The sequence below is a fragment of the Paenibacillus sp. OT2-17 genome (assembly GCF_009827695.1).
In the GTDB taxonomy this organism is placed as follows: domain Bacteria; phylum Bacillota; class Bacilli; order Paenibacillales; family Paenibacillaceae; genus Paenibacillus; species Paenibacillus polymyxa_B.
On record NZ_WUDQ01000002.1, the window covers coordinates 77,510 to 92,080 of the forward strand.

13 protein-coding genes are annotated in these 14,571 nt (G+C 46.2%); 3 read left to right on the forward strand and 10 right to left on the reverse strand.

What is annotated here, in order from left to right:
- Positions 1-84: 84 nt before the first annotated feature.
- The gene (locus tag GRP75_RS01535) at positions 85-870 is read right to left on the reverse strand and encodes a copper amine oxidase N-terminal domain-containing protein (RefSeq protein WP_104497636.1); all 786 of its coding nucleotides are present in this window, start codon (positions 868-870) and stop codon (positions 85-87) included.
- 52 nt (positions 871-922) lie between these two features.
- Positions 923-2,041, reverse strand: coding sequence for a hypothetical protein (locus GRP75_RS01540; RefSeq protein ID WP_160788433.1), 1,119 nt, complete (start codon positions 2,039-2,041; stop codon positions 923-925).
- 296 nt (positions 2,042-2,337) lie between these two features.
- On the opposite strand from GRP75_RS01540, the gene GRP75_RS01545 reads away from it, so the two are divergent.
- On the forward strand, positions 2,338-3,294 hold the full coding sequence (locus tag GRP75_RS01545) for a LamG-like jellyroll fold domain-containing protein (protein WP_483311083.1): 957 nt from the start codon (positions 2,338-2,340) through the stop codon (positions 3,292-3,294).
- Positions 3,295-3,398: 104 nt separating this feature from the next.
- Here the strand turns inward: GRP75_RS01545 and GRP75_RS01550 are convergent, their stop codons facing one another.
- Positions 3,399-4,580 (reverse strand): NAD(P)/FAD-dependent oxidoreductase, encoded by a 1,182-nt coding sequence (locus GRP75_RS01550; RefSeq protein WP_023990895.1) that lies wholly within the window; start codon positions 4,578-4,580, stop codon positions 3,399-3,401.
- Between the two features lie 27 nt (positions 4,581-4,607).
- The gene (locus tag GRP75_RS01555; protein WP_013312528.1) at positions 4,608-5,039 is read right to left on the reverse strand and encodes a DUF1641 domain-containing protein; all 432 of its coding nucleotides are present in this window, start codon (positions 5,037-5,039) and stop codon (positions 4,608-4,610) included.
- 501 nt (positions 5,040-5,540) lie between these two features.
- Between GRP75_RS01555 and GRP75_RS01560 the strand changes: the two genes are divergently transcribed.
- Complete coding sequence (locus GRP75_RS01560) at positions 5,541-5,936, forward strand: rhodanese-like domain-containing protein (RefSeq protein WP_023990896.1); 396 nt, start codon at positions 5,541-5,543, stop codon at positions 5,934-5,936.
- A 24-nt stretch (positions 5,937-5,960) separates the two neighbouring features.
- On the opposite strand, the gene GRP75_RS01565 is transcribed toward GRP75_RS01560, so the two are convergent.
- Entirely contained in the window at positions 5,961-6,788 is an 828-nt protein-coding gene (locus GRP75_RS01565) for an HNH endonuclease (protein ID WP_160788434.1), read from the reverse strand.
- Between the two features lie 262 nt (positions 6,789-7,050).
- Here GRP75_RS01565 and GRP75_RS01570 point away from each other — a divergent pair, with 262 nt between their 5' ends.
- A complete protein-coding gene (locus GRP75_RS01570) occupies positions 7,051-8,544 on the forward strand; it encodes an alpha-amylase (RefSeq protein ID WP_160788435.1) in 1,494 nt (497 codons plus the stop codon).
- Positions 8,545-8,608: 64 nt separating this feature from the next.
- Here GRP75_RS01570 and gpmA read toward each other — a convergent pair whose 3' ends face one another.
- From gpmA to GRP75_RS01595, 5 genes are all read right to left on the reverse strand, one after another.
- Positions 8,609-9,358 (reverse strand): 2,3-diphosphoglycerate-dependent phosphoglycerate mutase, encoded by a 750-nt coding sequence (gene gpmA / locus GRP75_RS01575; RefSeq protein ID WP_013312531.1) that lies wholly within the window; start codon positions 9,356-9,358, stop codon positions 8,609-8,611.
- Between the two features lie 134 nt (positions 9,359-9,492).
- Positions 9,493-10,233 (reverse strand): Bax inhibitor-1/YccA family protein, encoded by a 741-nt coding sequence (locus GRP75_RS01580; RefSeq protein WP_023990900.1) that lies wholly within the window; start codon positions 10,231-10,233, stop codon positions 9,493-9,495.
- A 147-nt stretch (positions 10,234-10,380) separates the two neighbouring features.
- Entirely contained in the window at positions 10,381-10,668 is a 288-nt protein-coding gene (locus GRP75_RS01585; protein ID WP_160788436.1) for a hypothetical protein, read from the reverse strand.
- Positions 10,669-10,911: 243 nt separating this feature from the next.
- Positions 10,912-13,206, reverse strand: coding sequence for a glycoside hydrolase family 2 protein (locus GRP75_RS01590; protein ID WP_160788437.1), 2,295 nt, complete (start codon positions 13,204-13,206; stop codon positions 10,912-10,914).
- A 200-nt stretch (positions 13,207-13,406) separates the two neighbouring features.
- Positions 13,407-14,471, reverse strand: coding sequence for a LacI family DNA-binding transcriptional regulator (locus GRP75_RS01595; RefSeq protein WP_160788438.1), 1,065 nt, complete (start codon positions 14,469-14,471; stop codon positions 13,407-13,409).
- Between the last annotated feature and the right edge of the window lie 100 nt (positions 14,472-14,571).

A 14,571-nucleotide genomic window follows, 5' to 3' on the forward strand; every position in this document is an offset into this window, starting at 1 on the left:
AAGAGAGACCGGATCATTATGGATCCGGTCTCTCTTTATTATATACCGTGAGGTTAAGTTATACAGTATAATTTACTCTTCGCTCTAATCAACAAGTCGTCCCGCTGCAATAATATATTGCACCTTTTCACCCATATTCCCGAAATCGCGTTTTAACGTCAGCTTCCCTTTTCCTGTACATTGAATTTTGCTTCCTGGTATAGATTTAGAGTAAGGATCCATAGTAAATGTTTTCCCATACATTATTAAAGGGCGGATGTCCACTTGTTTCTTGGAAAATTTCAAGCTTTCTTCATAGTTTGCGTGAATTATTAGCTTTCCTACACCATTCCATTCATAACTGTGTAGGTCAAAGGCTTCCTTATTCGTTACCTCCGCAAGATCTTGCCCCAAAAAGCTAAGAAGCACCTGACTTTTATTAAAACTATCATGTTCCAACTTCAGTAAGCCCCGTTCTGAGTCCCATTGCATCTTGGCATCCGTATCCTTGACCAACACCGAAATAGGGAGAAACATAGCATTCTCTTTTATAACAGGTACGGTATCCATTGTTACAGGCTCATCATTAATAGAAATATCTCTTGATCCAATGGTGACTACTACGCTACGCCCCAATAAATTTACCGTTGCCGTTTTATTCATAGCATTGTACGCCACCTTACCTCCCAGTAAATCTTTTACCGCTTTGAGGGGAATTAACAACCTTCCTTTAGGATCAACAAATGGTGGTTCAGGTTGAGTATATAAAATGTAGAAATCGTTTACTTTAAAATGAATAGGGATTTCTTGAGATTTAGCAGTTGCGTCCCCTACTATTGGATTTAAACACAATAAAGTAATTAGAAAACATATTAAAAAATTAGTTTTCATACCGTTCTCCTATAAACTTATAACGTAGTTACCATTCATAAAAATGTGATAATCATCTATTTTGGTTTTGAATCCAACTAGCCATCCTAGTGTCGGGATCATAGTACTTAATATAATAAGTAGGCCAAGCAATAGTTCCATGCCATTTTTCCCCGTCCCACAATGAATATTCAGGGTAATCCCCCCAAGAATAGTAGTAATCTGAGTTCACCTTAGAAACTAGTAAATTATAAAAATCCCCACTTATCGCCCCATAAATATTGTTCCCATCAAAGTTATTTTTCGCTATTGAAAAAACTCTTTTAAGAGACAACGAAGGAAAATCAGATTCATCAAAAAAAGTCATCATAGCGACAATTTTCTCGGAGCCAACTATTAGATAAGAATCGCCAGAATTAGAGTCAATGTAGAATTTCATAGGTTTGATTTCTGCTCCCTCTGACCATGTTCCGTAAGAATATTCAAACCGATTACTGTTTCTAACATATCCCTGCCAAACTTTCCGACCAGTCTGGTAAGAAAATCCTCCTTCAACTCCCCGTCCTTTTGCTGAATCAAAGCCGAAGTAGAACCACGGCTGCTCTCCATCTCCCAATCTATGAACATAGGGAAGCCAAAAATTCCCAGTCACACCATCGAATCCGTCAAATTTCAACTGAACCCTTGAAAAAGCTCCTGTTGTTCCTCCACTCACTTGCGATGGAGTGGGATTATTTTTACTTGATATGGAAACATCATGATTGTTGCTTGGTTCACTCAAAGAGTTTGTTTTCATATAAGTAGCATCCGTTACACTATCTTCTTTTGATTCAACTTTATCCGCCATACCTACATAACCTTTTTCTGAGCTGTATACTTCTCCATCGAGCGTAAGATATATGTATTCCGATTTGTTAAGCTTCTCCAGATTTTGTTGTAGATCACTATTATTCTTACTCTTTAGTGATGTACTATCCGCTGTATTCAGTAGTTCAGCAATAGATGCTTTTGGATTAACGGCAATCTGGTGTTCTTGAAGTTCATGGACAATAGCCCGCTGTTTGAGATTTTCAAAAAATGAAGCATCGTACGTACTAGATTTCGATTCCGCATAGGCAAGACTTCCCGAAAGTGAGGAGCACATGAGAATGGTTGCTAACCCCATGCCTAAAAACTTTTTTTTCCTAAACATACACAAACCTCCTAGTTATTTTTCGAAACTAGCATACCTCCACAAATATATAGAGTCAACCATAATTTATAAATTTTACCTAAAAATAGAGCATAGTATTTTACATATCATAGTGTATAGAAGGATCAACTACGTATAAAAAGAAAGTGTGAAGCAGTGGCGTCAAGGTCGCTTAGATACTAAAACCTTCCTTGCATCTATAACCCATAAATACATTAATAATATTTATAAATATAAAGGTATTTAGCGATAAAAGCAGAATATATCACTGTATTCCAATTTAGAAAGGGACAAATGTGTATAATGAGAAGTTTGTTAAACGTAAAGTCAGGAAAAGTATTGCAATAACACTAACATTATTATTAGCAATCGCAAGCGCACCATTAGGTGCAATAGACGCGGCGGCAACGGTGCCAGACCAGAACAATAAGCAGGATGCGCCAACCTTCTCTAATGTATCGGTTCATGACCCTTCCACTGTCAAAGACGGTGACACTTATTATGTATTTGGGTCACACATCTCTGCGGCGAAGTCAAAAGATCTTACAAACTGGACTTCTTTTGCAAACGATTACAATACGCCTGGGAACACACTTTACGGGGATTTATCGAAGAATCTGGCTGGATCTCTCGCTTGGGCGGGTGAGAATAATGCGGACAGTAAGGGAGGATTCTCGGTATGGGCGCCCGATGTATTTTGGAATGAGCATTATGTCAATGAGGATGGGACAAAAGGGGCATATATGATTTATTATAGTGCATCTTCCACCTACATTCGTTCCGCGATCGGCATTGCAGTTGCACCCAAAATCGAGGGTCCATATCAATATGTGGATACCATTATCCACACTGGTTTTACGAAGGAGACTGCATTCGATAAAGATAGCAAAGTGGATAAAAAGTGGACAAATACGCCAATTCAACAACTCATTAAGGAAGGCAAGCTTGAGGGTCCCAGATCCGGCAGCTCATCTTGGTATACAGGCAGTACTGGCCTAAAGATCAAAACAAATGAATGGACCCATCTCGCCTTCACTGTAGATCGTGGGGTGTTAGCTGTGTATGTGAATGGCAAGCTTCAATTTACCGGCTCAGGATTCCCAGATGTCTTTACCTCCAAATCTGGAACATTCAGCTTAGGTGTCAACTGGTGGGACCCTGCGTTCAAAGGATCTATTGATGAGCTGAGTATATTTGAAGGGGCGCTCCCCCCTCCACAGGTGGCAGAGTTAGCGAAGATGAAAGTGAATTAAGACTAATGAATCGTGAGTATCGCTAGTGTCGAAAAGAAAAGCTACAAAAAAGAGAGCGCTGAATAGCGCTCTCTTCCAATGAACCATATAAAATGTAAGAAATATTAATAGGCCAATGCAAAAAGTCCTTTGATGTGAGACAAGTAACGGATGTTACTGCCTTCCTTCATCAAAGTGGCTACAGCGCCTTTCAGTTGGGTGCCATTCGCGCCTACAGTACCAATCGCGTCTGTTCTGCCCAAGCTGCCCAGTGTACCGGAGAATACTGGTGTAAAGCGTTCCATTTTCGCTCCGTTGAAATAAGCGAAGATGTTGTAACCAACTAATTCGCCCATTTGCCAAGCCAACTGTGCAGTTGGTGGGTATGGACGCTCGCCTTCACTCGGGAACACCACTGCACTGTCGCCAGCGAGGAAGATGTCTTCGTGAGAAGTCGATTGCAGCGCACCATTCACAGTTGCGCGACCACGGTTTACTTCGATACCAGATGCGCCAACCAGTGCATTACCTTGTACGCCGCCTGTCCAGATCAGTGTGTTCGTTTTGATCGAACGTCCGTCTTTCAAGAGAACTTCGTCAGCTTTCATTTCTGTAATCGGAACACCCGCTACGATTTGAACGCCACGTTTTTCAAGGCTTGTTACTGCACGATCAACCAGTGGTTGAGGGAAGCCTGCCAAAATAGATGGTCCAGCTTCTACGCAATACAAGTTGATATCTTCGTAGTTAATACCTTTTTCGCGACAAATTGCAGGCAATTTGTCAGCATATTCGCCCACCAGCTCAACGCCAGTCAGACCGCCACCACCGATAACGATTGTAGCGTCCGCTTGGTTACCGGATTGCTTGTAAGCATCCAGACGAGCTTCCACATGTGCGCGAATACGATTGGCTTCTGCCACTGATTTCAGCGTGAAGCTATGCTCTTGCAGTCCTGGAATACCGAAGTAAGCCGTTTCACTGCCCAGGGAAATAACGAGAGCGTCATAGCTCAACGTAGCGCCACTGGCCAAGGTTACTTTTTTATCGTCAGGCTTGATTTCGGAAACAGTATCCACTTTCAGGATAATTTCCTTGTTACGCAGCAGTTTTTCCAAAGGAAGCGCAACAGCTTTTTCAGCAATTGTACCTGCCGCCAAACGGTGCAGTTCCGTAATAATTTGGTGCGACGCAAAGCGGTTAACCACTGTAATGGTTGCTTGGCTAGCGTCCATATGCTGGCGTGCTGTAAGAGCGGCCAGCAATCCGCCGTATCCGCCGCCCAAGATCAAAATTTGCTTCGACATGTCCATCCTCCGTTCTTGATCAGGTAATTATTTGCTTTCGCGTTGGCGCTCATTCAGAATATCCAGGAAAGCCTGGCTGAAACGCAGCGTTTTTTGTACATTCGGATCTTTAAGCATTTTGAGCAGGCCAAACAGACCTACACTGCCGTCCGTAGTTTGTACACGGTCATTTGCTTCAATTGCAGCAGAAGCCAATCCTTTAGCCGAATCTGTAACAGGCTTCACAAACTCTCCCATGGAGCTTTTCATATCTCCGATAAAGACAGGGTCAGTCGCCAGACTGCGAGCTACATCATAAGCATCGGTCATCAAAGTAACCATCTCAGTCAACTTGGGCAGATTTTCTACCAGCACGGTCAGCGATTGCTGAACCTCCGGTTTCATCAATTGGTCCAATACATCCCGAGACTCTTTGGTAGCTTCTTGTGTTACTGCCACCTCTTGTTGGTTTTCAGACATGCGTGAACGTCCTCCTTTACTGTGAAAATAGAAGTCCATTCCTTTCTCGTAACCTGTATCCATAAACTCTAGCAATAAAACGTGCATTGAATTCACGCCCTTAAACATGCAAGAAGCACAGCTAAAACCGGCCTATACCCTAAAGGGCAAGACTGATTTATCGCAGATGCCAATTGTATATTGCTCAGACGGTATTCTGTTGTTACTGCTGCGGAATATCCCACGAAGCGCTCCTTCGTGACTACAACAGGCCGAAACGGAACCCTATACCTCTATATTACACCTTTCACAACACAATCGTCGAAGAAATTTTAAATTTGCACAAATTTCTGCAAAATTTTTATTGTTATTTTAGATAAAAATTAGAATAAGCTCGATTTTTGTCCAAGTTTCCCTTAAAAAAAGGGTCATTTTATGCTAGAGGAGGGTAATAGAGAGCGTACGTTTCAGTTCGATAATATGAAAATAACACAAAATATATTCATACGGAGGTTTAAAACGATGGCTAAAACATTTGGAGATATGGTTCAAGAGGCGAGACAGCACGTTCAAGGCATTGATTCACAGGAGGCACGTCAGCGAATGGAGGCAAATCCTGATACATTCGTTATCGATGTACAGGACTCCCATGATGCAGGCGCTTGCGGTCTGATTCGCGGAAGCGCCAATATTTCATTGGGCATGCTGCCCATCCGCGCTGACTTGGAGGTTCCACAGGATTTGCGTGACGAACGTCTACGTGACCGCAACCGACCGATTATCACCACTTGTGGGGCAGGCGGACAAGCTGCATTGGCAGCTTATACACTCCAGCAGATGGGCTTTACCAATGTAGCTTTTATCGAAGGCGGAACAACAGCCTGGAAGGAATCCGGCTTTGAAGTAGAACTGTACTAAGGGACCTACGCTCCAAGAATCGCCCTACGTATGTAGGGTGTCTTCAGAAGTATCAGGATTATCAGGTGCTTCGAAATCATCAGGAGACGGCTGCAGCACACCAGATTCAATGAACTCATCTACATCGCGGGCAGCCTTAACTTGATTGCATTCATTGCAAGCACATACACAATTGACCGGCGTCGTATGCCCCCCTTTTGCCCGAGGCAGTAAATGATCAATCGTGTCGCCGTAGCCCCCGCAAAAAAAGCAAGTATAGCGGTCACGCTTAAGCACATATTGGCGAAATTCCTTGTTGCTATACAGTCTGCGCACGGTGTAAGGATTAACAATCACCGCCATACGCTCTCTGACCAGGGTCATGGCCAGATCAAGCTCAATCTCTTGATGCCAGCGTCTCCCCTGATCGGTTTTACCTCTTAGCCGAATCATGCCATTGCGATTGAGCCGCAACGCCCGGGTATCCGCAGGCTTCAGCCTGCTAAGCAGATGCCGAACCCGTTGCCGATGGCGCTCACGCGCTTTATCCGTGACCGGCTTCCTGCGGGGGCGCTGTGCCTCCATAGGTAGTGACGCCTCCAGGCTGTGCACAGCCGTATTTGCTTCAAGGCTATACTGCGTCACGGGAGCAGCCGAGAGGTTCGCTTCCTCGCCGGAAGGAGCGGACGTAGCCGCACGTTCTTGCGGGGCCAACCCCCGGCAGGAACGGCAAGGACCACGCCGGGAATAAGGACCAGCCCGGCGACCCGTTCTGCGCTGAAAGTCCGTTAAAGGTTTCATTTCCTGACAATACGTACATTTTTTAATCAGCGGTTTGCTCGCTTCACCCTTGTTCTGCTGCGGTTCTGTCACGTCCACTCCTCCTTTCCTCTGTTGCTCGCGCTCCACGGTTTGCCCAAAACCCGAACTATTGTTAAGTTAGATTCATTTTACCGTTTTCACGTTCCCTTTTCTAGCTATTGAGCCATTATGAACACTCAGGTATAACAAATTTTAATGATTTAGCATACGTTATACAGCGATCCTTGTTCTTCATTCAGCATCATATTGACCGTCTGACGTTTAGCCCCCCTCACTTGGTGGGTAACTTGTTATATATGAAGGAGGGACGCACATGAAAAGGAACCATACGATGATGCAATTTTTCGAGTGGAATGTCGAAGCTGACGGTTCTCACTGGAAGAAGCTTGCCCGCCTGGCACCGGAACTGAAGGCCAAAGGAATTGACGCGATATGGATTCCACCTGTCACCAAAGGCCAGTCGCCCGAGGATACGGGATACGGCGTCTATGACCTTTACGATCTGGGCGAATTTGACCAAAAAGGCGCCGTGCGCACCAAATACGGAACCAGGGAAGACCTGCTGGAGGCTGTTGCCGCCTGCGTTCGCCACGGTGTGGCCGTCTATGTCGATCTGGTTATGAACCATAAGGCTGGCGCGGATGAAACCGAAGTATTCAAGGTCGTCGAGGTCAACCCGGATAACCGCAATGAGGTCATTTCCGAGCCTTTTGATATCGAAGGCTGGACTAAATTTACGTTCCCCGGCCGTCAAGGTCAGTATTCCACTTTTCAATGGAACTTTGAACATTTTAACGGAACGGATTACGATGCGAGCCAGGACCGGACAGGAATCTATCGTATTTTAGGTAAAAATAAAAGCTGGAGCGAAAATGTAGATGATGAATTCGGCAATTATGATTATTTAATGTTCGCCAATATTGACTATAATCATCAGGATGTGCGCAAAGAGATGATCCGCTGGGGCAAATGGCTGGTGGATACTCTGCAATGCAACGGATTCCGTCTGGATGCAATCAAGCATATTAATCATGAATTTGTACGAGAATTTGCTACAGAAATGATTAAAAAACGCGGGCAGGATTTTTATATGGTAGGCGAGTTTTGGAAACCGGATCTGGAATCATGTCAAAAGTTCCTGGATACCATTGATTATAAAATCGACCTGTTTGACGTATCCCTCCACTACAAACTACATAGCGCTTCTTTGGGTGGCAAGGATTTCGATCTAAGCACCATTTTCGAGGATACGCTTGTTCATACCCATCCCCTGAACTCGGTTACTTTTGTCGATAATCATGATTCCCAGCCGCACGAAGCGCTCGAATCCTGGGTGGAGGACTGGTTTAAGCCCAGCGCCTATGCACTTATCTTGCTGCGCAAGGACGGTTATCCCTGCGTATTCTATGGCGATTACTACGGTATTCAGGGGCAAACGCCCGTGAAAGGCAAGCAAGCTGAGCTAGACCCGCTTCTATATGCCCGGTACCATAAAGCTTATGGTGAACAAAAAGATTATTTCGATGATCCCCATACGATTGGATGGGTTCGTCAAGGCGTGCCTGAGCTGGAAGGCTCTGGATGTGCTGTGGTGATCACCAACGCAAATGACGGAGAAAAGCGCATGTTCGTAGGCAAACAACATGCAGCGGAAGAATGGATAGATATGACCGGGCGTCACGATCATACCGTAAAGATTGAGCAGGATGGCTACGGCATATTTCCCGTTCGTGCCGGCAGTGTATCGGTGTGGGCACTTCCCGCAGAGGAAGACAGCCAGGAAACAGAAGAAGAAGCGAACGCTTAATCTATACCCAACACAAAGAGGACAGGATGCGAGGAAGCGCCCTGTCCTCTTTGTGTATGAAAAGTCACTCCGTCACCTTGCTTTGGTTGGCCACGGCCTGCTTCTTAGCCTCTACATGACTCGGATCACCGAGATAAAAGCGCCGGATGGGATCTATATGCTCATCCAGCTCGTACACCAGTGGAATGCCTGTCGGAATATTCAAATCCAGTAATGCGGTTTCGTCCAAATTCTCCATATACTTGATTAAGGCCCGTAAAGTATTGCCATGTGCAGAAATAATAACTCGATCCTTTTTGAGAATCAAAGGTACAATCCGCTGCTTCCAAAACTCACCGACCCGATGCACTGTGTCCTCCAAACTTTCCCCAAGCGGCAGCTCTTCTGGCTTAATATTGCGATAACGCTCTTCCCGATGCGGACTCCGCTCGTCCTTCTCATCCAGCATGGGCGGCCGCACCGTCAGACTACGCCGCCAGATATGAACTTGCTCCTCGCCGTATTGCACGGCGGAATCCAGCTTGCTAAGCCCTTGAAGAGCACCGTAATGGCGTTCATTCAGCTTCCATGACTTCTGCACAGGTATCCACAGATGATCCAGCTCATCCAAGATGTGATACAGCGTGCGGATAGATCGTTTTAGCACAGAGGCAAATGCCAAATCAAACGTATAACCAGCCTCCTTGAGAATACGTCCCGCCTCAATGGCCTCATGAGTCCCTTGTTCAGTCAGGTCCACGTCCGTCCAGCCCGTAAACAGGTTTTGTCGGTTATACACGCTCTGTCCATGCCTAACCAGCACCACTTGATACATGCACTCACTCCTCTCCTGTCTGTCTTTATGTTTTACCCAACTTCTATGTATTTAACGTAAAATGCAATTTTTAAACCGTCTATTTAATACAAAAAAGGACGGCGTTCAGCCATCCTTTTCTTCTCACTCTGCACTTAGTCCCTCTTACTGAACTTGGCCAACAGATCCAAAATCCGTACATACAGCCATACTAGAGTCACCAGCAATGCAAAAGCACCATACCATTCCATATATTTGGGTGCACCTTGATCTGCTTGCTCTTCAATAAAATTGAAATCAACCAGCAGATTCAAAGCCGCAATGATCACGATAAATAAACTAATACCAATACCCAGCCAACCCGTTTCATGGATATACGGAACATTCATACCGAAAAAGTTCAAAATAAAATCAACCAGCGTCACCAGAAAAATCGCCATCGTACATAGGACAACGAATGAGATAAAGCCGCGTGTCACCTTGATGATTCGCTGTGTGTACATAAAGAGCATCAAGAACAAAATACCCACGGTCAGCAAAATGGCATTGGCTACAATTCCAGGGTACTCATACTCCATAAAAGCTGAAACGCCACCCAAAGCAAAACCACTCAGAATCGCATATACAGGAGAGAGTAATGGAGCGGTTTTTGGAAAAAAGGATATCGCAAGTGCTACGCCTGCCATACCAATAAAGCCTGCCGTCAGCAAGGATAGCACCTCTACAGTTCCCTCGTAGGTCATGTACCAGGTAATGCTGCCAGAGACGATGAGCAGAACCAGCAGAAGCAACGTTTTGTTCACCGTTCCTCCGATGGTCATGCGTTGTTCACTAGCTTCTCTTTCATCTTCGCGCAAAAAGATGTCATCACGTAAAACTGGATTGCTAAAGCTCATACAGGGTACTCCTTTTCGATGTTGTTGTTTGCTATGCTATATGTATATATCGGCACAATATGAAAAAAGTTTCAGAAAATTTCAAACAAAAAAACTCTAACCTTGCCACACGGCAAAGCTAGAGTTAGAGGGTCAGGTCGTTACAGGTTAAAAATCAGCCGTAGCAATTTGGATGGTGCCTGTCACAGCTCCAGCTGGAGTAGCTTGGAGAGCAGCTACCAGCAACAAAGCCACTTCTAACGTCAGACTATTGGCTGCCGGGATAACATACGTGATCACGGGAGCATTGACACGTGTAACAACCAGATCCACCGGATTGGCACCCGTGTTATTCACGGTAATTGTAGCATTATTACCGCCTTTCAAATTTTCAAAAAAGGATTTACCCACACCCGCAGCGAGAGAATAGAATTGCTGAGGTAATAGAATCGCCATAGGATTCACCTCCCTTGCACTTGATAGTGTATTCTATGCTTCCAATCTACGAGCGTAACGTTAAGTGACTCAGTAATAAGACACAATTAAAAAGACTCATAGATTAACGTACCCTAACCTATGCTAAAAAGGAGTTGCCCTCTCAGATTCTTTACAGAATCTGCGGACAACTCCTTTTTTAAATAATGGAAGTCTCAAACGGTATACAAGCGGCTAGTAGGATTGTATGTTGCCTTTGCTTCCTTATTGCACGTGAATGCTCAATTCCTGCGAGCCGAAACGAGAAGGCGCGGAAACTTTCACGCGGATATTGCCAGCCTCACCCTTTGTACGAATCCAGAATGCAATGCGTCCACCAATTAAGGATAAGCTTGAAGGACCGATCAATTCACCCACTCCCTCGACCTCCACCGAAACAGGATCTGCATAGAACGGCAGGGCATTGCCGTATTCGTCCAGAGCATCCACTACTACTCGGGTTACGTCCCAATCGCCAACTTCCAGCACCATATCATCTGCAGCTACCCGCAGCTCTGTCGGCACCGGATTACGTGAATAGTATTTGCGGGTCACTTCTTGCCCATCTACGTATCCAATGAATACAGCGTCTTCCCACTTCATGCCCCAGTGGCCTGTCAGCTCGTCGATCACGACAGGGGGATGAGGAAGCGCCGGGTACTTCTCTCGGTTCGGACGATAAACACCTTTGCGCTCATGACCGTAGATGAACTCCACCTCATCACAATTGGTGAACACAACCAGCGGCACGATGCCTCCAATATTTCGCTCACCACGCGACCAGTAAGTGACCGGCTCCATAACGATTTCCTGTTCGACGTTCTTCTGGCTCCGGTACACACTCGCTGCAAATTTAGGCAGGCGGAACATATCCATGACACCGTGGTAGCAGATTTTATCACCGGAACCAAAATCAGCATGCGTGTTATAGTCAAAAGCACACCAACCAATCGCCCCAGCAATGCCCTCATCGGCATAGGAAGCATTTTGGACCCGCGTATGGCGCAGTGCATGCTCCATTACCCGTTCCTCCTGGTCAAAACGCTTGGTCGGGTACATATGCCCGTTATATTCCGTTACCAGATAAGGGACCGGATGATCCAGCTTTGTAACGAGAGACGGCTGGCGCAAGCCTGTCGTTTCGCCATCTACGCCTTCTGTATCGTCATACGTATCAAAATTGCGGATTTCCTTAGCCAAATATTTTTTGTGCCCACCATCATGAACAAAATCATTTATCGTATATACATCTTCCAATAGCTCACTGCCTACAATATAACGCACACCACCCGTAGCACGGGTCGGATCTAGCTTTCGTGCTAGCTCATTGGTACGCGTGTACAGATCATGGTCATCCTGCGACTCATTAATTCGTACCCCCCAGATTACAATGGAGGGATGATTACGATCACGGACAATCATGTCCTCTACGTCCCTCACCGCCTGCTCCTTCCACGCTTCACCGCCAATGTGCTGCCAACCCGGAATCTCTTCGAAAACGAGCAATCCGATCTCATCACAACGGTCTAGAAAATGACGGGACTGAGGGTAGTGGGATGTCCGTACCATATTCAGCCCCAGCTCCTCCTTGAGCACATCTGCATCACGACGCTGCGCTCTTTTAGGCATAGCATAGCCAACGTACGGATAGGACTGGTGACGGTTCAAGCCGAGTAGCTTGATCTTTCGCCCGTTCAAGTAAAAACCGTCCGGCTGAAATTCGGCCTCGCGGAAGCCAAAGCGCACGGTCACCTGATCCAACTCTTCTCCGCCTCGTAGCAGCGTCAGCTTCGCTTCATATAGCTTGGGATCATCTATATCCCAAAGTTGCAGGCCGCCCAGCTCTTTCAGCTCCAGCGTTACTTCCGCCGCCGTCATCGCTGCCAGCTCGGTCTCCGCCTTCACGCTCGCTCCGTCCAGCAATTGCAGCGCGACCGTCAAGTCGTCCTGCTGATCGCTGATGCCCTCCAGCTCCACGACCACGTGCACCGTCTTGCTTGCCGCAAGCGGCTCTGGTGTCTGAATGAATACCGTTCCGAGGTGTACAGGCTCCACTATTCGTAGCTGCACTTCGCGGTAAATACCGCCGTAGGTCAGATAGTCAATGACTGCCCCAAAGGGAGGGATGTCGTCCCGTTCCGTGGAATCGACAATGACCGTGAGCACATTGGGGCCGCCATATTCGGCAAGTTCGGTCAATTCAACGCTGAACGGTGTATATCCACCTTTATGCTCCCCCGCTTTTACCCCGTTTAGAAATACCTGGGCATAGGTCATGACTCCTTCAAAATCAACATACACTCGCTTACCTTTGGCATCTGCCGGAATGTTCAACTCTCTTTTATACGTAGAAATAAACTGAAATGCCTTGTCGTCAAAATAATTATACGGAAGCTCTACATTGGTGTGCGGCAGCTGAATTGGCTCATACCGACTTGCATCAATGCCTGCGCTTACTTCGCTCTCGACATATTCAGGAAGATAAAACCATTGGTCATTCAACGGCAAAATGGTACGCATGGGCAGTCACCTCAACCTTTTATTTTTCACTCTTATACCATAGTAAAATATTTGAGTAAAAATAACGAGTAAAACTTAGTAAAATAAATATATGTTCAATGTAAGCATTTACAAGGCAATTGTCAATCCATTTTTGTATCTTTTTATATCAAAAAAACAACCCCGGTAAGCCGGGGCTGTCCAAATCAATAACGTCGATTTTATTGGGTATCGGTATGTAGCGGCGCACTGCTGTTGCGAATCATTAGCTCGGTCGGAATGATGACCTTGCGCCCCACCTCGTTTGCACCGTTGCGTACCGTATGCAGCAAGAGCTGAACGCCCGTTTCTCCCATCAGTTCGGTATGCGTTTTGACCGTTGACAGAGATGGGGTCAAATATTCCGCTGTCGGAATATCATTGAAGCCAACAATTGAGATACGTTCCGGCACCGCAAGGTGATGCTGCTCCAGCGCCTTTAACACCCCAATAGCCACCGAATCGCTCGCGACAAAGAAGGCTGTAGGCAGGTTTTCTGGTCCTGCCAAAATAGCCGCTTCCATCGCACGGAAGCCGTCTGCCGCCGTTCCGCCGCACACATGAATATCATCCGACGTGCACAGCCTGTGCTGTTCCTGATACCGCAAAAACGTCTCATAGCGGGCATCTAGCTCGACTCGTTCGGAATCATGGGGCTGCTCATCCTTGCCCATACCTACATATCCGATGTGACGATGGCCTGCGCCCATCAAATAATCCAGTGCATCAGCCGCAGCGTGAGCAAGGTCAATGACCACATAGTCTGCCCCTGTACGCTCTACCGGATGATCCAGAAAGACGCAAGGAATGGGCAGTTCCAGCATACGTTCTACCTCTTCGCTGCTAAAATGCCCCAGCACGATCAGCCCATGTAGCCCTTCGGATGACACCTTCAGCGCAGTCAGGTCCTCTCTTCTGAAAATACGCTCAAGCTGCGCCCCGCTTTGGCGGCACTCTTTTTCCACGCCAAACCGGATAGACAGATAATAAGGGTCTTCCAGTTCCTCGTACGCGCTAAACCAGTGCACCATACCCAACCGGATGGGTCCCTCTGCCTTCTTGCGGGGCTGACGACCAATACCGCCATTTTTACGTTTAACCGTCGTATATTTCATGCGCTCGGCAACCTCAAAAATTTTACGTCGCGTTTCCTCTGATACAGACAGTGTTTCATCATAATTCAGCACTCGGGAGACCGTGGATATTGAAACCTCTGCCTCCTGGGCGATATCTTTTAACGTAGGCATTGCAGGCTCCTTTAATGGTTTTACTCTATTTTTACTTTTATTTTACTATTATCTTACTCGTCTCCCCTGTGCAACACAACCCGTCATTCCTAAAAGGGTC